Genomic DNA, 18,549 nt, shown 5'->3' on the forward strand with positions numbered 1-18,549 from the left:
GTGCGTCGCGGCGGTGGCCGTGCCCGCGCGGTCGAGTCAGGCCGGACCGGGCCGGTGGTGGCGGGCGGTCAGCGGCTCCCACCAGGCGCGGTTGGCGCGGTACCAGGCGACGGTGGCGGCGAGGCCGTCGGTGAGCGCGACGCCGGGCCGGTAGCCGAGCTCCGCGGTGGCCTTCGAGCTGTTCAGGGCGTACCGGTGGTCGTGGCCGGGGCGGTCGGCCACGTGGTGGACCAGGTCCGGCCCGCGGCCGGTCAGCTTCAGCAGCAGCGCGGTGAGGTCGCTGTTGGCGAGTTCGTCGTGCCCGCCGAGGTGGTAGACCTCGCCGGCGCGGCCGTGGCGCAGGGCCAGGTCGACGCCCGCGCAGTGATCGTCGACGTGCAGCCACTCGCGGCGGTGCGAGCCGTCGCCGTAGAGCGGCACGGGCAGCCCGTCGAGCAGGTTCGTGGTGAACAGCGGGATGATCTTTTCGGGGTACTGGTAGGGCCCGTAGGTGTTGCTCGAACGGGTGACCACGACGTCGAGCCCGTGGGTGGTGTACGCGGCGAGCGCGAGCAGGTCGGAGCCTGCCTTCGACGCGGCGTAGGGCGAGCGCGGGGCGAGCGGCTGGTGTTCGGTCCAGCTGCCGGTGTCGGTGGAGCCGTAGACCTCGTCGGTGGAGACGTGCACGAAGCGGCCGGCGCGGTGTCGTACGGCGGCGTCGAGCAGGATCTGGGTGCCGAGCATGTTGGTGCGCACGAACTCGGCCGCGGCGGCGATGGAGCGGTCGACGTGTGATTCGGCGGCGAAGTGGACCACCGCGTCGTGTCCGGCGACGAGGCCGTCGACCAGGTGCGGGTCGCAGATGTCGCCTTCGACGAAGGTGAGCCGGGGGTCGGCGGCGACGGGGGCGAGGTTGTCGCGGTTGCCGGCGTAGGTGAGCCGGTCGACCACGGTGATCCGGTCGGCGGGGCGGCCCGGTGCGGCGAGCCGGGTGCGCACGTAGTGGGAGCCGATGAAGCCCGCGCCGCCGGTGACCAGAAGTTTCATGACAACGGAAGTTTAAGTCACGTTCCGTGGCGCGCCGTGCGCGACCTGCGGTTGCGGGGGCGGTCGGGGATCCGTCGCGATTACACCGGCGGCGTCAGGTCCTACGAGAGTGACCTTGGGCGTTTGGGCGGCTAGTGTCTGTGTATGGACCGACGAATCTTCGGACTGGAGACCGAGTACGGCGTCACCTGCACCTATCGGGGCCAGCGGCGGCTGTCTCCCGACGAGGTGGCGCGCTACCTCTTCCGCCGGGTCGTCTCATGGGGACGGTCCAGCAATGTCTTCCTGCGCAACGGCGCACGCCTCTACCTCGACGTCGGTTCCCACCCCGAGTACGCGACCCCCGAGTGTGATTCGGTGGTCGATCTGGTGGCGCACGACCGGGCGGGTGAGCGGATCCTGGAGGGTCTGCTCGTCGACGCCGAGAAGCGGCTGCACGACGAGGGTATCGCGGGGGAGATCTACCTCTTCAAGAACAACACCGACTCGGCGGGCAACTCGTACGGCTGCCACGAGAACTACCTGGTGTCGCGGCACGGGGAGTTCGGCCGGCTGGCGGACGTGCTGATCCCGTTCCTGGTGACGCGGCAGCTGATCTGCGGGGCGGGCAAGGTGCTGCAGACGCCGCGAGGCGCGGTCTACTGCCTGTCGCAGCGGGCCGAGCACATCTGGGAGGGCGTCTCCTCGGCGACGACCCGGTCCCGGCCGATCATCAACACCCGCGACGAGCCGCACGCCGACGCCGAGCGCTACCGGCGGCTGCACGTGATCGTCGGCGACTCGAACATGAACGAGGTCACCACGCTGCTGAAGGTGGGCAGCGCGGACCTGGTCCTCCGGATGATCGAGACGGGTGTGGCGATGCCGGACCTGGCGCTGGAGAACCCGATCCGGGCGATCCGGGAGGTGTCGCACGACATCACCGGGCGGCGCAAGGTGCGGCTGGCCAGCGGCAAGGAGGCCAGCGCGCTGGAGATCCAGCGGATCTACCACGAGAAGGCGACGGAGTTCGTGGCGCGCCGCTCTGGTGATCCGTCGGCGCAGCGGGTGATCGAGCTGTGGGGCCGGGTGCTCGACGCGGTGGAGTCGGGCAACCTCGGCGACGTGGGCCGGGAGATCGACTGGGTGACCAAGCTGCGGGTGATCGAGGCGTACCAGCGCAAGCATGATCTGCCGCTGTCGAGCCCGCGGGTGGCGCAGATGGATCTGGCGTACCACGACCTGCGCCGCGGCCGAGGGCTGTATCCGCTGCTGGAGAAGCGGGGCAAGGTCGACCGGGTGGTGACCGACCTGCGCACGTTCGAGGCGAAGGAGACGCCGCCGCAGACGACCAGGGCGCGGTTGCGGGGCGAGTTCATCCGGCACGCCCAGGAGAAGCGCCGCGACTTCACGGTCGACTGGGTGCACCTGAAGCTGAACGACCAGGCCCAGCGCACGGTCCTGTGCAAGGACCCGTTCCGGGCCCACGACGAGCGCGTGGAACGCCTCATCGCCAGCATGTGAGTGGCAAAAGGGCGCCTTGCCATCGCTTCTATGGCAAGGCGCCCTTTCTGCGCCCCGTCTGAACCGGGCCCGTCTCGACCCGGGCGGCCGACACACCATGATCGTTCGACTTGCCGGGCAAGTGGGCGAATAGGCCGTCAAGATACGCACAGGTGCCTGGCAAGTCGAACGATCATGGGCCGGCGGCTCCCGGCCCTGGCCGGTCCGATGGTGCGATGGCAGGCGGTGGTCGGGGCGGGGCCGGGCTGGCTAAGCTCGCTGCACTATGAGCGAGCACCACGAGCGGCAGGCCGAACCGGTCGAGCGCACCGGCGATGAGGTACGGAGCAACTGGGTCCAGCGTCGCCGCGACAAGATCTACAACGAGATCTCGGCCAACCGGCGCGGCGAGTACACCGTGCCGACCTGGGTCCTGGCCGCGCTCCTCGGGCTGTTCGTCGCCGGCTGGATCGCGCTGATCGTCTTCAAGTGAGTTCGGCTGCAGCCACTGAGCCCGGCTGCGGCCACCCGCTCGGCCTGGGCGGCTGCCCGCCGCATCGCCTGCTTCGCCGAACGTGCAGCCCGGCTGCCTCGAATGTTGGGAAGGGCACTTTCTTATCGCTGCGCGATGCAGAAGGTGCCCTTCCTTCGTCTCAGAGGGTCGTGGCGTGCCGGCCGGCGGCGGCGCAGGCGAGGAAGTAGGCGTGGTCGCCGTCGAGGTCGCGGCCCATGGTCGAGAGTTTGACCGGGGACGCGCGCAGCGCCTCGTCGAGGCCGGTGGTGGGGACGGTCACGATCCGGTGGCGGGCGGCCAGCGGCGCCAGGGCTCGGGCCACGTCGGTGGCGAGGGGTTCGGGCAGGTCGGCGGGGACGACGAGGTCGGCGGGGGCGAGCGCGACGCGGCCGAACGAGGTCAGGCTGTGGTGGGACACGCCGCGGTGGCGGGCGCGGGGGTCGGCGTCGGAGATGCGCAGCGCGCCGACGGGGCGGCCGCCGAGCACGGCCGCGGCGTTGACCGCCTCGCCGGCCGCGACGCCGGAGAAGCCCCAGGTCGTGCCGGTGCCGAGGTTGCCGGGGCCCTGGCTGAGGATGGTGATGTCGGCCCGTAGCACGTGCCGGGCGGCGAGCAGCCCGGTATGGACGTTGACGGCTTCGAGGTCGCCGCCCCAGGCCTGACCGGTGGACACGGTGCCGGCCAGGCGGTCGCGCAGCGCGTCGAGGGTGCGGGAGAAACCGGCGGCCAGCGCGCCGCCGTCGGTGAGCAGGTACGCCACCCGGGCCGCGGGCGCGTCGGCGTGGATGCCGGCCAGGATCGCGGGCAGCGCCGAGTGCAGGTCGGCGACGACGACGGGCATGCCGCCGAGGTCCTGCGCGGCGGCCAGCGCCGCGCGGTGTGGGGAGGCCTCCTCGTCGGCGGCCACGCGGATGGTCTGCAGGGGGCTGTAGCGGGCTTTGACGATGTGTCCGGGCACGGGTGTGTCCTCGGGCAGCCGTCCCGGCAGCGCGACGACCATGGCGTAGCCGCCGGTGCCCAGGCCGAGGGCGAGGGCGTTGGTGTTCAGCAGCACCTCGTCGCCGACCTCGGGCTGCCCGACCAGGTCGGGGTAGGCGAGGGCGCGTACCGTCGCGGGGTCGTCGGGGGTGCGGGCGACGAGGGCGACGGTGAGTTCCTGCGCGCCGTGCCAACTGCGGCCGAGCCGCTCCACCGTGCCTGTACGCCACCGAATCACGCCCCGACCCTATCGGCCCGCTCGCCGGTGCCCGCCCACGACGCCCCAGCCACCGTCCCGTGACCGGGTGTGGTGGGCTGGGGGACAGGGCGTGAGCAGGTGTCGGACTGCGGGTGCGCGAGTGGGGGAACCAGCGCTTACCGGTTACCGTTTCGAGCGCTCGCGCTGCTAGCGTGGCGGTCGTGTCGCGCAGTCGAACCGAACGCCTGGTCAACCTTGTGATCTGCCTGCTGTCCACGCGGCGCTTCCTGACCGCCGCGCAGATCGCCGCCACCGTGCCCGGATACGAGCACAATGCCGATGACGCCCGTGAACACGAGGCGTTCCAGCGCAAGTTCGAGCGGGACAAGGCCGAGCTGCGCGCGCTCGGCGTGCCGCTGGAGACCGGCACCGCCAGTGTCTTCGACACCGAGCCCGGTTACCGCATCGCCCGGCGCGACTACGCGCTGCCGGCGATCCCGCTCGCGCCCGACGAGGCCGCCGCGGTCGGCGTCGCCGCCCGGCTGTGGCGTCACGCCGGCCTGGCCGCCGCCGCCACCTCGGGCCTGGCCAAGCTGCGCGCGGGCGGCGTCGACGTGGACCCGCACGCGACCCTGGGCGTCGAGCCCGTCGTCGCGGTGGACGCCGCGTTCGAGCCGCTCACCGGCGCGGCGCGGGCCCGCCGCGAGGTGTCCTTCCCGTACCGGGTGCCCGAGGACGACGCGCCCACCACCCGGCACCTGCAGCCGTGGGGTGTCGTCTGCTGGCGCGGCCGCTGGTACGTGGTCGGCCACGACACGGTCCGCGACGCGCCGCGCTGCTTCCGGCTGTCGCGCATCGTCGGCCCGGTGCGCCAGGTCGGCGAGGACCGCGCGTTCGAGCCGCCGGCAGACCTCGACCTCATCAGCTACGTGGCCCGCTGGTCCGGGCCCGTGGAGCGCAACCGCACCACCCGGGTGCTGGTGCGTCCGGGCCGTGCCGCGGGCGTCCGCCGCTGGGCGGCCGGCTGCACGTCCACGCCCGAGGGCGACGTGCTGGAGCTGCGCTACGCCGACGCGGACGCCTTCGCCGCCTGGCTCGTCGGCTACGGCGCGGATGTGACGGTGCTGGAACCGGCCGAGGTGCGCGAGGCGACCATCTCCCGGCTGCGCGAGATCGCGGGCGTGACCGCCACCGCCGAGCTGGCGGAGGTGGCCTGATGCGAGGGCACGGCGTCGGTCCGTCGGCGTGTGACGGCAGGAGCGAGCGGATCGCCCCGTTCGCGGGCGAGCGGCCGGCGGAGGAGAAGGCATGAGCAGCGCTAAGACGTCCGCGGACCGGCTCGCCCGGCTGCTGAACCTGGTGCCGTACCTGCTGGCGCGGCCAGGTATCGAACTGGTCGAGGCCGCCGCCGACCTGGGCGTGTCCGAGCGTCAGCTGCGCGAGGACCTGGAACTGCTGTGGGTGTGCGGCCTGCCGGGGTACGGTCCCGGCGACCTGATCGACATGTCCTTCGACGGGGACCGGGTCACCATCACCTACGACGCGGGCATCGACCGGCCGCTGCGGCTGACCCCTGACGAGGCCACCGCGCTGGTGGTGGCGCTGCGCATGCTGGCCGAGACGCCGGGCGTGGCCGACCGGGACGCGATCCACCGTGCGCTGACGAAGATCGAGCAGGCCGCCGGCGAGATCGACGCGCCGGTGGCGGTGCGCCTGCCCGGCAACGACGACCGCCTGGCCGACCTGCGCGCGGCCCTGGAGCGCGGCAACGCGCTGCGGCTGAGCTACTACTCGGCGGCGCGGGACGTGTCCAGCGAGCGCGTCGTGGACCCGATGCGGCTGCTGTCGGTGTCCGGGCGCTCGTACCTGGAGGCCTGGTGCCGTTCGGCGGGCGCGGTGCGCATGTTCCGGGTGGACCGCATCGACGCGCTGACCGAGCTGGACTCCCCGGCCGCGCCGCCGGCCGAGGCGCAGTCCGGCGACGTCGCCGAGGGCGTGTTCCAGCCCGACCCGGATGCGCCGACGGTGACACTGCGGGTGGGCCGGGGCGGGCGCTGGATCACCGAGTACTACCCGTGCGAGTCCGTGGTCGAGGTGACGCCGGAGGAATGGCTGGTCTCGCTGCGCGTCAACGACATGGACTGGGCCCGCCGACTGGTGCTCGGCCTCGGCCCGCAGGTCGTCGTGGTCGCCCCCGCCGAACTGGCCGACTCGATCCGCGACAGCGCCCTGCAGGCGCTCGCGGCGTACGCGTAGCGGGTACTCGCTGCCGTACCCGCGCCGGGCCGGCCTTGATCGTCCGACTTGCCTGGCACTTGGGCATATCTTGAGTCGCCAATCGCCCACCTGCCTGGCAAGTCGGTAGACCTTGGTGCGCGATCCGCCCGCCCTGAGCCGCGTGGCGCGCGACTGGGCGGCACGGCGGGGCGCGGTGGGCGGGGCAGGGGTTAGGCTGCTGGCGTGGTGGCGTGGATCGTGCTCGCGGTGGTGTTGCTGAGCCTGGTGTTCCTGGGGCTCGTGCTGCGCGTGGTGCTGTGGCGCCTGGCGGGGCTCAAGGAGGCTGCGGCGGAGCTGCAGCTGGTGGCGGCGCGGGCGCAGGAGCTGGCGAAGCTCGCCGAAGGGCTGCAGGCCCACGGCGACTCGCTGAAGGTCCGAGCTGAGCTGGCCCAGGAGCGGATCGAGCTGATCAAGGCGAGCAAGGACTCCCTGAAGATCAAGAAGGCCTGATCGCCGTTCACCGGGTGGTCGATTGCTGGTCACACCGGTTGCTGCAGAAATCTGCAGCACCTCCCGCATCGCGTTGACGCTGCTTCCGGTGATGGTCGACACTTCACCTGCGGGCGCACCCCGCCGGGCCGCGTACCATTAGTCCGGAACACGTTGGTTCAACCCCCTCATCTCTGACTGGAGCAATCATGGGCGCCCTTAAGCCATGGCACCTCATCCTCGTGGTCGCGGTGCTGGTGATCCTCTTCGGCTCGAAGAAGCTGCCGGACGCGGCCCGTTCGCTCGGCCGCTCCATGCGCATCTTCAAGGCCGAGACCAAGGCGCTGTCCGAGGACGGCAAGGACGGCAAGGACGCGACCGCCGAGAAGGCCGACGCCCAGGTGACCGCGCAGCAGCCGCTCGACGGCCAGGCCTCCGCCAAGCCGGTCGTGGACCCGGTCCAGCGCCAGCAGTCCTGAACCCTTCCCCCGGGCTGAAGACGTGAAGAACCCCCTGGCACGTCGCGGGCCGTCCCAGCGTGAACGCGCTGCGGACGGCTCGATGACTCTCATCGAGCACATCCGGGAGCTGCGCAGCCGGCTGTTCAAGGCCTGCCTGGGCATCGTCTTGGGCATGGCGGTCGGCATCTACTTCGCCGAGCAGATCCAGAACTTCATCAACGCGCCCTACTGCAACTTCAAGGGCACGGCGATCGGTTCGGCGAAGTGCTCGTTCAACTCGGTGTCGCCGGTCGACCCCTTCCTGCTGCAGCTCAAGATCGGCCTGTACGCCGGTCTGATCGTCTCCTCGCCGATCTGGCTGTACCAGCTGTGGGCGTTCATCGCGCCGGGTCTGCACAGGCACGAGAAGCGCTACAGCTACCTGTTCACCGCGATCGCGGTGCCGCTGTTCGCGGCGGGCGCCTTCCTCGCCTTCTTCGTGGTGACCAAGAGCCTGGTCTTCTTCATCGGGCTGTCCGACAACTACGAGATCAACATCGACCTGACGGGGTACTTCGACTTCGTCACCGGTGTGATGCTGCTGTTCGGGTTCGGGTTCGAGTTCCCGCTGGTGCTGCTCATGCTCAACGTCGCCGGTCTGGTGACCGGCAGACGGATGCTGGGCTGGTGGCGGGTGGCCATCTTCCTGATGTTCCTGTTCGCCGCCATCGTGACGCCGACGCCGGACCCGTTCGGCATGAGCGCGCTCGCGCTGGCCATGGCCGTGCTGTACTTCATCGTCGTCGGCGTGGCCATGCTCAACGACAAACGGCGCAACCGCGGCAAGTCGCAGTACGCGAACCTGGGCGACGACGAGACGTCTTCACTCGACGACTACGACACCGATAGCATCACGCCCGGCGAGCGCATCGAAGCGGTCGCGCCGGTCGCCTCCGCGGAGCCGATCGAGCGACGCTACGACGACATGACCTGATCGCGGCAGCTCGTCCCGCGGCGAGGAGTGCGGGCATGAGCGAGCGCGCGGGCGAGATCGTGGTGCTGCGGAACCCCGGCGCCGGCAGAGGCCGGCACCGGGGTTCCTTGCCTGGTGTGCTGGAACGACTCGGGGCGGCCGGGCGGCCGGTGCGCGTGCTGGACGCGGCGTCCGCCGCCGAGGCCGAGCAGGCATGCCGCGACGCCGTCGCCGCGGGCGCGGGCGCGCTGGTCGCGATGGGCGGTGACGGCACCGTGCACGTGGCCCAGCAGGCCGTCGCCGGGACCGCCGTGCCGCTGGGCGTGATCCCCGCCGGCACCGGCAACGACTTCGCCACCAGCGCCGGGCTGCCCGCCGACCTGTACGCGGCCGCGGACGCCATCGCCGCCGCGCTGCGCGAGGGCCGCACCCGGGCGCTGGACCTGGCCCGCATCACCTGCCTCGACGGGTCCGTGCGCTGGTACGGCGCGGTGCTCGCGGCAGGCTTCGACGCCATCGTCAACGAGCGCGGCAACCGCATGCGCTGGCCCCGCGGCCCGCTGCGCTACGACCTCGCCGTGTTCCTGGAACTGGTCCGGCTGCGCCCCCGCCGCTACACCGTCACCGTCGACGGGCAGACCAGCGTGCTGGACGCGGTGCTGCTGGCCGTCGGCAACACCGCGGCGTACGGCGGCGGCATGCGCATCTGCCCCGACGCCGACGCCACCGACGGCCTGCTCGACATGGTCTGGGCCGAACCGGTCTCCCGGGCCACCCTGGTCCGCATCAAACCCCGCGTCTACCAGGGCACCCACATCACCCACCCGAAGGTGCGCTCGCTGCGCGTCCGCGAGATCACCCTCGCCGCCGAGGGCATCGTCTGCTACGCCGACGGCGAGCGCATCGGCCCGCTGCCCGTCACCGTCACTGCGGTTCCCGCAGCCGTCCACCTGCTTGCCTGACCTGGCAATACGCCGGTAAGACGATAGGAAGGGCACCTTCTGCATCGCGTAGCGATAAGAAGGCGCCCTTCCTTCCTCCGGGCCGGTCAGGCGGGCAGGACGGCGTCGTAGGCGATCGGGAGGTGGATCGGGCCGCGCAGCACCGGGCTGGGCCGGTACGGCGGCGGGTCGGCCACCAGGCGCGGGTTCTGCAGACGCTTGGCGAGCTGGGTCAGCGCGAGCTGAGCCTCCAGCCGGGCCAGTGGCGCGCCGAAGCAGTAGTGCACGCCGTTGCCGAAGCCCAGGTGCACGTTGTCCGGCCGGTCCGGGTCGAACCGGTCCGCGTGCGGGATGCAGTCGGTGTCCCGGTTGCCCGACGCGAGCACCAGCACGATCGGGTGGCCCTTGCGGATCGTCGTGCCGGCGATCTCGATGTCGGCGACCGCGGTCCGGTTGGGCAGGAAGTGCACCGAGCCCTCGTACCGCAGCAGCTCCTCGACCATGCGGATCGCGTAGTCCGGCTCGGTGCGCAGCCGCTGCAGCGCCTCGGGGTGGCGCAGCAGGGTCAGCCAGCCGTTGGCGATCAGGTTCACCGTGGTCTCGTGACCGGCGATGAGCAGCAGGATCAGCGCCGAGAACAGGTCGCCGCCCTCCAGCCGCCCGTCCGGGCCGTCGTCGGTGACGAAGCCGGACAGCATGTCGTCGCCCGGGTTGTCCCGCTTGCTCTGCGCCAGCTGGAACATGTACATGCCGAGCTGCTGGAACGCGTCGGTGCGCTGCTGGGTGAGTTCGGGGGAGTCCTTGCCGGTGGAGTCGACGATCGGCCCGACCCACTGGCTGAACCGCGGCTCGTCCTCGGGCGGCACCCCGAGCAGCCCCGTGATCGCCGCGACGGGGAACGGGTACGCGACGTCGTCGACGAGGTCGCACTGCTGGCGGTCGGCGAGGCCGTCGATGAGCTTCGTGACGACCTCCTCCAGCAGTGGCGTCAGCTTCTCGATGCGGTCGGGCCGGTGCGGCGGCCCGAACTGGCGCATCGCGATGCGGCGCAGCGTGTCGTGGCGGGGCGGGTCGGTGCGGATGAAGCTCGGCGGCAGGTTGCTGCCGGCCTGGGCCAGCGGTCCGGCCTTGTCGGCGTACTCCGGGAGCAGGTTGGCCGGGTCGGAGCTGATCCGCGGGTCGTGCAGCAGCGAGTAGATCTCGCGGAACGTGCTGACCACGAACGAGCCGTCGGCCTCCTGCCAGACCGGCTGGCTGCGCAGCTTCTCGTAGAGCGGCCACGGATTGGCCCGGTTGTCGAACTCGGTGATCTCCTGGAACAGGCTGGGCTCGGTCATGACGGCTCCTCGCTTCGCTCGTCACCGTCGGGAACGGTGCTCATGATTCGCTCGCTGCGCTCGCTCATGCGTCAGCGCCGCCGGGACGAGCGGACCAGCACGGCGCGGCGCTCGCTGGGGTCGTGGCCGGTGACCACGACGGTCGCGTCGTGGGCGGGGAACACCCGCTCCGGGAACTCCGCCGGCACCGGCGTGCGGTCGGCCGGCGGGTTGGTCATGTCGTACGGCAGCGGGAACGGCGCCGCCTGCTCGATCAGCTGCTGGTAGAAGTCCAGCCACTTGCCCTGGTTCCAGCTCACCGCGCCGACGACGCGGCCCTTGTAGCCGTACGCGGCGACGAACTGCCGGCTCTCCACGGACCCCTGCGTGATCGCGATCTGGTCGGCGATCGGCGGCACGCCCACCGACTTGATGTTGTGGCCGAACTGCAGCGACCAGAACGCGGGCATCTCCAGGTGCGGCCAGCGGTCGGTCTCGCCGCTGATCATGTTGTGCGCGGCGACCTCGGCCTGGGTGACGGCGTTGCCCCAGTGCTCCATCGCCAGGAACTGGTAGCCGAACATCGGCTGCGGCTGGCGGGCCACGTCCCCGGCGACGAAGACGTCGTCGGTGACCAGCCCCGCGGCGGTGAACGCGCGGCAGCCCGCGTCGCAGGCCAGACCCCATACACCCACGGCCAGGCCGGCGCTCTCCAGCCACTCGACGTTGCGGACGCCGCCCAGGGCCACCACGACCACGTCCACCTCGAGGGTGGTGCCGTCGGACAGGATCGCCCGGCGCACCTCGCCGTCCTCGCCCTGCAGCGAGTTGACCTTCGTGTGGGTACGCAGGTCGACGCCGTGTTCGCGCATGATGCCCGCCGAGATCCGGCCGATCACCCCGCCCAGCGCACCTGCCAGCGGCGCGGTGCCGGCCTCGGCGACGGTGACCGGGATGCCCAGCTCGACGCAGACCGAGGCCATCTCCGAGCCGGTGAACCCGGAGCCGATGACCAGCACCCGCCTGGGCTTCGCCAGCAGGCGCTCGCGCAGCCCCGCCGCGTCCCCTCGGGTGCGGATGGTGAACACGCCGTCCAGCGCGGCCTCCTCCGGCACCGGCCACGGCCGGGCGCGCACCCCGGTCGCGACGAGAATCCGGTCGAACTCGACCTCCTGCCCGTCGGCCAGCATCACGCGCTTGCGCTCCAGGTCCAGGCCGGTCGCGGCGACCCCCAGCTTCCACTCGGCGTCGATGTCGCGCCGCCGTGGCAGCGTGGTGTCGGCCGAGGCGACGAAACCGGTCTGCACCTGCTTCGACAGCGGCGGCCGGTCGTACGGCTCCTCCGGCTCGTCGCCGATCACGGTCAGCGAGCCGGTGAAGCCCTCAGCCCGCAGCTGCTCGGCGGCCTTCAGCCCGGCCAGCGACGCCCCGACGATCACGATGCGCCCGTCGCGGCGCAGCCGGTCGCCCTTGGCCGCCACGACCTTCTCCTCGGGCGGCGGATGCGGCAGGTCGGCCACGTCCACCTGCAGCGCCTGCACGGGGCACGCGGCCGCCGCCCGCAGCACCTTCACCCGTTGGTCGTCCGACGGAGCGGGATCGAACATGAGCGCCTCGTCGCCGACCATCCGGAACGCCTCCGGAGCCAGAAACGCGCACTGCGCATACCCCTGACACTTGGTCAGATCCACCACCACACGCATGGGCCCATTCTTCGCGCCATGCCACCCCGAATCGGCCCAAATCCGCCAACTCCCCGCCACGAGATCCCCGGCAGGGGTGGGGCTGGCGGTCGGGTGGGCGGTGTCGTTCAGTGGTGGGGCAGGGCGAGGGAGAGGGCTCGGTGGAGGCCGTTCGGGCGGCCGGGCGAGGCGGCGGGCACGACCAGGGCGGCGCAGCCGGCGTTGACCGCGCCCGCGTCGGCGGGGGTGTCGCCGATCATGAGGGTGCGCTCGGGGTCGACCGACAGCAGGCCGCAGGCTCGCAGGAAGATCTTGGGATCGGGTTTGATGCAGCCCACCTCGTACGACAGCACGAGCGCGTCGAACAGCGCGGTCAGCCCCCACGCGTCCAGCAGCGGGCGCAGGTCGAAGCCGATGTTGCTGACCAGCGCGGTGCGCACCCCCGCGGCCCGCAGCGTGGTGAGCGTGTTCGTCACGTCGGGGTACAGCGCCCAGCCGGCGGGCGTCAGCACCCGGGCGTAGAGGGCGTCGGCCAGCCCGGGGACGTCGTTGGGCACGGTCGCGGCGAGCCCGGTGTACACCTCGCGGTGGGCATGCTCGTAGAGGTCGCGGTCGGCCCAGGCCATGGCCAGTTGCGGAGGCACCCGCACCGGGGGCGACACGCCCGGGAGCGCACCGGCCGTGGCCAGGCGGTCGGCGAGCACCGTGGCCTTGCCCCGGTCCAGCGTGACGCCGCAGTCGGCGGCCGCCGCGCTGACCCACGCGACGGGGTCCACGGTCATGGCGAGCGTGCCGTGGAAATCGAAGAGCACGGCATCGAGGGCGCGGTGACCGTCGATCCGTGCCGGATGAGCGTACGGCTGCGGCGGGGACTCGGGCACGTCAGCAGGATACCGACCTGCGCCGACTGGCCTCTTTCGCCTAGCCTTTGCGGTATGACGAGCCCCGCCGAGCGTCGACCCGGTTCAGTCGACAGCTCCGTCGGGTCGGACGCCCGACCTGCCCGACCCTCGATGACCACCGAAGGCCGTAAGACCCCCGTAGCCTCGCCACTGGTCGACGAGTTCGCCGCCGGGCTCAGCTTCGCCCTCGACCCCTTCCAGCGGACCGCCTGCGCGGCCCTGGAGCGCGGCAGCGGCGTGCTGGTGTGCGCGCCCACCGGCGCGGGCAAGACGGTGGTCGGCGAGTTCGCCGTCCACCTGGCGCTGCAGCAGGGCCGCAAGTGCTTCTACACGACGCCGATCAAGGCGCTGTCGAACCAGAAGTTCCACGACCTGGTGCAGCGTTACGGCGCGGACAAGGTCGGCCTGCTGACCGGCGACAACTCCATCAACGGCGACGCGCCGGTGGTCGTGATGACCACCGAGGTGCTGCGCAACATGCTCTACGTCGGCTCGTCCGCGCTGGCCGGACTGTCGTACGTGGTCATGGACGAGGTGCACTACCTGGCCGACCGGTTCCGCGGCGCGGTGTGGGAGGAGGTCATCATCCACCTGCCCGCCTCGGTCACCCTGGTGTCGCTGTCGGCGACCGTGTCCAATGCCGAGGAGTTCGCCGACTGGCTGGTCACCGTACGCGGCAAGACCGAGGTCGTGGTCAGCGAGCACCGGCCGGTGCCGCTGTGGCAGCACATGCTCGTCGGCCGGCGCATGTTCGACCTGTTCCACGACTCCGAGGCGGCCCGCGCCCACGAGGTGCACCCGGAGCTGCTGCGGCACACCCGGGAGATCGCCCGCCGGATGGACGCCGTCGACCTGCGCCGCGGGCGCGGCGGCCGGGGGCGGCGCGGGCCGGGCCCGAACCGGCCCGAGATCGTCGACAAGCTCGACGGCGAGGGGCTGCTGCCGGCGATCCTGTTCGTGTTCAGCCGGGCCGGCTGCGACGCCGCCGTGCAGCAGTGCCTGCAGTCGGGCATGCGGCTGACCTCGCCCGAGGAGCGCGCCGAGATCCGTGCGGTGGTGGAGCGGCGCATCGCCAACATTCCCGGCGAGGACCTGGCCGCCCTGGGCTACTGGGACTGGCTGGACGGCCTGGAGCGCGGCCTGGCCGCCCACCACGCGGGCATGCTGCCGGCGTTCAAGGAGGTCGTCGAGGAGCTGTTCGTCCGCGGCCTGGTCAAGGCCGTGTTCGCCACGGAGACGCTGGCGCTGGGCATCAACATGCCGGCCCGGTGCGTGGTGCTGGAGCGGCTGGTCAAGTACAACGGCGAGGCCCACGTGGACCTGACGCCGGGGGAGTACACGCAGCTCACCGGCCGGGCCGGGCGGCGCGGCATCGACGTGGAGGGCCACGCGGTCGTGGTCTGGGGGCCGGAGGTCGATCCGCGCCACGTGGCCGGTCTGGCCTCCACCCGGACGTACCCGCTGCGGTCGAGCTTCCGGCCGTCGTACAACATGGCGGTGAACCTGGTCGGCTCGGTCGGCGCGGCACGCGCCCACGACCTGCTGGAGTCGTCGTTCGCGCAGTTCCAGGCGGACCGCTCGGTGGTCGGCCTGGCCCGCCAGGTGCAGCGCAACAACGAGGTGCTGGCGGTGTACGACACCGAGCTGGCTTGCGAGCACGGCGACTTCGCCGAGTACTTCGCGCTGCGGGTGGCCATCGCCGACCGGGAGAAGCAGCTCACCCGCAACAGCCAGCAGGAGCGCAGGGCGGCCGCGGTCGAGTCGCTGGAGCAGCTCAAGGTCGGCGACGTGATCCGCATCCCGTCGGGCAAGCACTCGGGCCTGGCCATCGTGCTCGACCCGGGCGTGGGCGGCTTCGGCGAGCCGCGCCCGGTGGTGCTGACCGAGGACCGCTGGGCCGGGCGCATCTCGGCCGGCGAGTTCGCCGGGACCGTGGACGTGGTGGGCCGGGTGCGGGTGCCGCGCCACTTCAACCACCGCGCGCCCGCCGAGCGCCGTGACCTGGCCGCGTCGCTGCGCAACCTGGACGTGGCCCGCGGCGCCGGACGCCGCCGCCGCGGCGGCAACGGCAGCCACGAGGACCGGGAGCTGCTGGCGCTGCGCAAGGCGATGCGGGCGCACCCGTGCCACGCGTGCCCGGAGCGCGAGGACCACGCCCGCTGGGCCGAGCGGCGGCAGCGGCTGTTCAAGGACACCGAGCACCTGCGCGACAAGGTGAACAACCGCACCGGCTCGCTGGCGCGCACCTTCGACCGGATCTGCGAGCTGCTCACCGAGCGCGGCTACCTGGGCCCCGACGGCGAGGTGACCGCGCCCGGCCGGATGCTGGCCCGGATCTGGACCGAGGCGGACCTGCTGGTCGCCGAGTGCCTGCGCACCGGGGTGTGGGAGGGGCTGCAGCCGCACGAGCTGGCCGCGGCCGTCTCCGTGGTGCTGTACGAGGCCCGCCGGGACGCCGACGAGCAGGCGTCGGTGCCGCGTGGCCCGGTCGCCGCGGCCGTCGACGCGACGGTGCGCACCTTCTACCAGCTGGGCGTGGACGAGCGCCGGCTCGGCCTGGCCCAGACCAAGGAGCCAGACCTCGGCTTCGTGTGGCCTATGTACCGCTGGGCCAAGGGCGAGCCGCTCGCGAAGGTGCTCGCGAGCGGGCACAGCCTGGAGGGCGACATGCCGGCCGGCGACTTTGTCCGATGGGCGAGACAGGTCATCGATCTCCTCGGACAGATCGCCGACGCCACCGGTGCACCATCGTCGCTGCGTGAGACCGCGCGGACCGCGATGGACGCGGTCAATAGAGGGGTACTTGCGTACACTGCGGCAGTCTGACCGAGTTGCCAGCGGAAACACTCTTCCGGGATCATGCCAAAAAAGCGAACATCGCTCGCTGTATGAGCCGAAAGGGTCGACCGCATGGCCGACGTGCACCATTTCACTCACGGCCTAGTCACGCCCGGCGTGGCGTACGGGCTGTCCATCCTGGGCTCCTTGCTGGGCCTGCTCTGCACGGCACGCATGCGGACCGCCACCACGGGCAAGCAGCGTTTCTGGTGGATCGTGCTGGCCGCCTGGGCGCTGGGCGGCACGGCGATCTGGGCCATGCACTTCATGGCGATGCTGGGCTTCAGCGTGACCGGGGCGCAGATCCGCTACGACATCCCGCGCACGGCGGTGAGCGCGCTGGTCGCGATCGTCGTCGTCAGCCTGGGGCTGTGGATCGTCGGCTTCGGCCGGCCCAACATCGGCCGCATCGTCGTCGGCGGCATCTTCACCGGTGTCGGTGTGGCCGGCATGCACTACATCGGCATGTTCGCGATGCGGCTGAACGGCACCGTGTCGTACGACTCGGGCCTGGTCGCCGCCTCGGTGATCATCGCGGTGGTGGCCGCGACCGTGGCGCTGTGGTTCACCGTCGTGCTGACCAAGCCGCTGGCCATCGGCGGCGCGGCGCTGCTGATGGGCGTCGCGGTGTGCGGCATGCACTACACCGGCATGGCCGCGATGTCGGTGCAGCTGACCACGCCGACGCTCGGCGGGGCGACGGCCGGCGCGTCCGCGGCGAACCTGCTGGTGCCGATCGGCGTGCTGGTGCTGCTGGTGATCGGCGGTCTGGTCTTCGCGATCGGCGCGGCCCCCACCAAGGAGGACCTGGAGGCCCGCGCGTACCTCGACAAGGTGCAGGCCGCCCGCGAGGAGGCCGCCATCGCCCAGCAGCGCGGCACGGTGCGCCGTCCGAGCGCGTTCACCCCGCGCGGCAAGTGACCCGCCGCCCCTGATCGCCTCGTCCGCCCGTGCCGCTCCGGTGGCACGGGCGGACGCGTCTCGGGGCAGGTGTCCCAGGCCTGTGGCAGGCTGTCAGGCATGACCGCACCCCTGCTCGCCATCGACGCGCCGAGCCTGTACTTCCGCGCCTTCCACGGTGTGCCCGCCAAGGCGGCGATGGCCCCGGACGGCACCCCCGTCAACGCGGTGCGCGGCTTCCTGGACATGGTCACCACGCTGGTGAAGGGCCGCCGGCCGGGCCGGCTGGTGTGCGCGCTGGACTACGACTGGCGGCCGGCGTGGCGGGTGGCGCTGATCGGCACGTACAAGGCGCACCGGGTGGCCCCCGCGGGCGGCGAGGAGGTGCCCGACGAGCTGGTGCCGCAGGTCGACCTGCTGCTGGAGGTGCTCGACGCGTTCGGCATCGTGGCGTACGGGGTGGACGGCAACGAAGCCGACGACGTGCTCGGCACGCTCGCGGCGACCCAGGCCGCACCGGTCGAGGTGGTCTCCGGCGACCGTGACCTGTTCCAGCTGGTCGACGACGCGCGCGGGGTGCGGCTGCTCTACGTCGGCCGCGGCGTGGCCAAGCTGGAGGACTGCGACGAGGCGGCGGTGCTGGCCAAGTACGGCGTCCCGGCGGGCGGCTACGCCGACTTCGCGGCGCTGCGCGGCGACCCGAGCGACGGCCTGCCCGGTGTGGCGGGCGTGGGGGAGAAGACCGCCGCCCGGCTGATCGAGCGCTACGGCAGCCTGGACGCGATCGTCGCGGCGGTAACCGACCCGGCGTCGGACTTCGCGCCCGGCCTGCGTGCCAAGCTGGAGGCGGCTTCGGTCTACCTGGCCGTCGCGCCGAAGGTGGTGCGGGTGGCCACCGACCTCAAGCTGCCCGAGCACGACCTGACCCTGCCCAGGGTGCCGCGCGATCCGGAGCGACTGTTCGACCTGGCCGAGCAGTGGAACCTGGCGAGCCCGTGCCGCCGGCTGGTGGACGCCCTGGCGGAGAACGCCACCTGAGCCCGCCCGAGTCGGCATGATCTGCGTATCGCCGGGCATACCCTGGGGATGCGGAGGCTGACAGTGACTGACATCGACGGCGACCGGCGGCAGGAGTCGGCGGAGGACCCGGATGAGCGGTGGAATCGCAACTACTCGGAGCTGCTGCAGGAGCTGCGGGTGGCGCAGACCGGCGTGCAGATCCTCTTCGCGTTCCTGCTGACGCTGCCGTTCTCGGTCGGCTTCGGCAAGATCACCGGCACCGAGCGGGTGCTCTACGTCGTCACGTTCATCTGTAGCGCGGTTGCGGCGGCGCTGCTCATCGCCCCGGTCAGCTACCACCGGCTGTCGTTCCGGGAGGGGCGCAAGCCGCAGATCGTGCGCACCGCGCACGTGCTCGCGCAGTTCGGCCTGTTCTTCGAGATGGCCGCGATCGTCCTGTCCATCTACCTGGTCGTCGACGTGGTGGCGGGGGTGCGCTGGGCGGGTTTCCTGGGCGGCGGCATGGCCCTGGTCTACATCCTGCTCTGGTACGTGCTGCCGCTGGCCACCAAGCCGTCGCAACCGGGCGACTGACCGACCCGACCCCGGACATACGGGAAGCCCGGCTTATCTCATTCATGAGATCGGTCGGG

17 protein-coding genes are annotated in these 18,549 nt (G+C 71.9%); 12 read left to right on the forward strand and 5 right to left on the reverse strand.

Features of this window, described 5'->3' with window-relative positions:
* Positions 1–36: 36 nt before the first annotated feature.
* On the reverse strand, positions 37–1,026 hold the full coding sequence (gene rfbB / locus AB0B35_RS26560; RefSeq protein ID WP_361049911.1) for a dTDP-glucose 4,6-dehydratase: 990 nt from the start codon (positions 1,024–1,026) through the stop codon (positions 37–39).
* A 144-nt stretch (positions 1,027–1,170) separates the two neighbouring features.
* Here rfbB and pafA point away from each other — a divergent pair, with 144 nt between their 5' ends.
* Positions 1,171–2,529 carry a Pup--protein ligase gene (gene pafA, locus AB0B35_RS26565; protein WP_360540880.1) on the forward strand — a complete coding sequence of 453 codons (1,359 nt, stop codon included), beginning with the start codon at positions 1,171–1,173 and terminating at the stop codon, positions 2,527–2,529.
* Between the two features lie 265 nt (positions 2,530–2,794).
* Positions 2,795–3,001, forward strand: coding sequence for a hypothetical protein (locus tag AB0B35_RS26570; protein WP_361049913.1), 207 nt, complete (start codon positions 2,795–2,797; stop codon positions 2,999–3,001).
* A gap of 160 nt (positions 3,002–3,161) precedes the next feature.
* Here the strand turns inward: AB0B35_RS26570 and AB0B35_RS26575 are convergent, their stop codons facing one another.
* Positions 3,162–4,238 carry a DUF3866 family protein gene (locus AB0B35_RS26575; protein WP_361049915.1) on the reverse strand — a complete coding sequence of 359 codons (1,077 nt, stop codon included), beginning with the start codon at positions 4,236–4,238 and terminating at the stop codon, positions 3,162–3,164.
* A gap of 182 nt (positions 4,239–4,420) precedes the next feature.
* Between AB0B35_RS26575 and AB0B35_RS26580 the strand changes: the two genes are divergently transcribed.
* The 6 genes from AB0B35_RS26580 (at position 4,421) to AB0B35_RS26605 (ending at position 9,280) form a co-directional block, all read left to right on the forward strand.
* A complete protein-coding gene (locus AB0B35_RS26580) occupies positions 4,421–5,416 on the forward strand; it encodes a WYL domain-containing protein (RefSeq protein ID WP_361049917.1) in 996 nt (331 codons plus the stop codon).
* 91 nt (positions 5,417–5,507) lie between these two features.
* On the forward strand, positions 5,508–6,455 hold the full coding sequence (locus tag AB0B35_RS26585) for a YafY family protein (protein ID WP_360536710.1): 948 nt from the start codon (positions 5,508–5,510) through the stop codon (positions 6,453–6,455).
* Between the two features lie 204 nt (positions 6,456–6,659).
* Complete coding sequence (locus AB0B35_RS26590) at positions 6,660–6,926, forward strand: hypothetical protein (protein ID WP_360536712.1); 267 nt, start codon at positions 6,660–6,662, stop codon at positions 6,924–6,926.
* Between the two features lie 188 nt (positions 6,927–7,114).
* Positions 7,115–7,384, forward strand: a complete 270-nt coding sequence (gene tatA, locus AB0B35_RS26595) for a Sec-independent protein translocase subunit TatA (RefSeq protein WP_203697203.1) — start codon at positions 7,115–7,117, stop codon at positions 7,382–7,384.
* Positions 7,385–7,406: 22 nt separating this feature from the next.
* Complete coding sequence (gene tatC / locus AB0B35_RS26600) at positions 7,407–8,339, forward strand: twin-arginine translocase subunit TatC (protein ID WP_361049920.1); 933 nt, start codon at positions 7,407–7,409, stop codon at positions 8,337–8,339.
* Positions 8,340–8,374: 35 nt separating this feature from the next.
* Positions 8,375–9,280, forward strand: coding sequence for a diacylglycerol kinase family protein (locus AB0B35_RS26605; RefSeq protein WP_361049922.1), 906 nt, complete (start codon positions 8,375–8,377; stop codon positions 9,278–9,280).
* A gap of 86 nt (positions 9,281–9,366) precedes the next feature.
* Here AB0B35_RS26605 and AB0B35_RS26610 read toward each other — a convergent pair whose 3' ends face one another.
* The 3 genes from AB0B35_RS26610 to AB0B35_RS26620 form a co-directional block, all read right to left on the reverse strand.
* Positions 9,367–10,596, reverse strand: coding sequence for a cytochrome P450 (locus tag AB0B35_RS26610; RefSeq protein WP_361049924.1), 1,230 nt, complete (start codon positions 10,594–10,596; stop codon positions 9,367–9,369).
* 71 nt (positions 10,597–10,667) lie between these two features.
* Entirely contained in the window at positions 10,668–12,278 is a 1,611-nt protein-coding gene (locus AB0B35_RS26615; RefSeq protein ID WP_361049926.1) for an FAD-dependent oxidoreductase, read from the reverse strand.
* A 107-nt stretch (positions 12,279–12,385) separates the two neighbouring features.
* Positions 12,386–13,138, reverse strand: coding sequence for an HAD-IA family hydrolase (locus AB0B35_RS26620; protein ID WP_361049928.1), 753 nt, complete (start codon positions 13,136–13,138; stop codon positions 12,386–12,388).
* A gap of 132 nt (positions 13,139–13,270) precedes the next feature.
* On the opposite strand from AB0B35_RS26620, the gene AB0B35_RS26625 reads away from it, so the two are divergent.
* The 4 genes from AB0B35_RS26625 to AB0B35_RS26640 all read left to right on the forward strand — a co-directional run bounded on the left by AB0B35_RS26625 (position 13,271) and on the right by AB0B35_RS26640 (position 18,490).
* Positions 13,271–15,985 carry a DEAD/DEAH box helicase gene (locus tag AB0B35_RS26625; RefSeq protein ID WP_361049930.1) on the forward strand — a complete coding sequence of 905 codons (2,715 nt, stop codon included), beginning with the start codon at positions 13,271–13,273 and terminating at the stop codon, positions 15,983–15,985.
* Positions 15,986–16,069: 84 nt separating this feature from the next.
* Positions 16,070–16,918 (forward strand): MHYT domain-containing protein, encoded by an 849-nt coding sequence (locus tag AB0B35_RS26630; RefSeq protein WP_361049932.1) that lies wholly within the window; start codon positions 16,070–16,072, stop codon positions 16,916–16,918.
* Positions 16,919–17,017: 99 nt separating this feature from the next.
* Positions 17,018–17,935 carry a 5'-3' exonuclease gene (locus AB0B35_RS26635; protein WP_361049934.1) on the forward strand — a complete coding sequence of 306 codons (918 nt, stop codon included), beginning with the start codon at positions 17,018–17,020 and terminating at the stop codon, positions 17,933–17,935.
* Between the two features lie 63 nt (positions 17,936–17,998).
* Positions 17,999–18,490, forward strand: a complete 492-nt coding sequence (locus AB0B35_RS26640; protein ID WP_361049936.1) for a DUF6328 family protein — start codon at positions 17,999–18,001, stop codon at positions 18,488–18,490.
* Positions 18,491–18,549: the final 59 nt, after the last annotated feature.

It is taken from the genome of Catellatospora sp. NPDC049133 (assembly GCF_040648455.1).
In the GTDB taxonomy this organism is placed as follows: domain Bacteria; phylum Actinomycetota; class Actinomycetes; order Mycobacteriales; family Micromonosporaceae; genus Catellatospora; species Catellatospora aurea.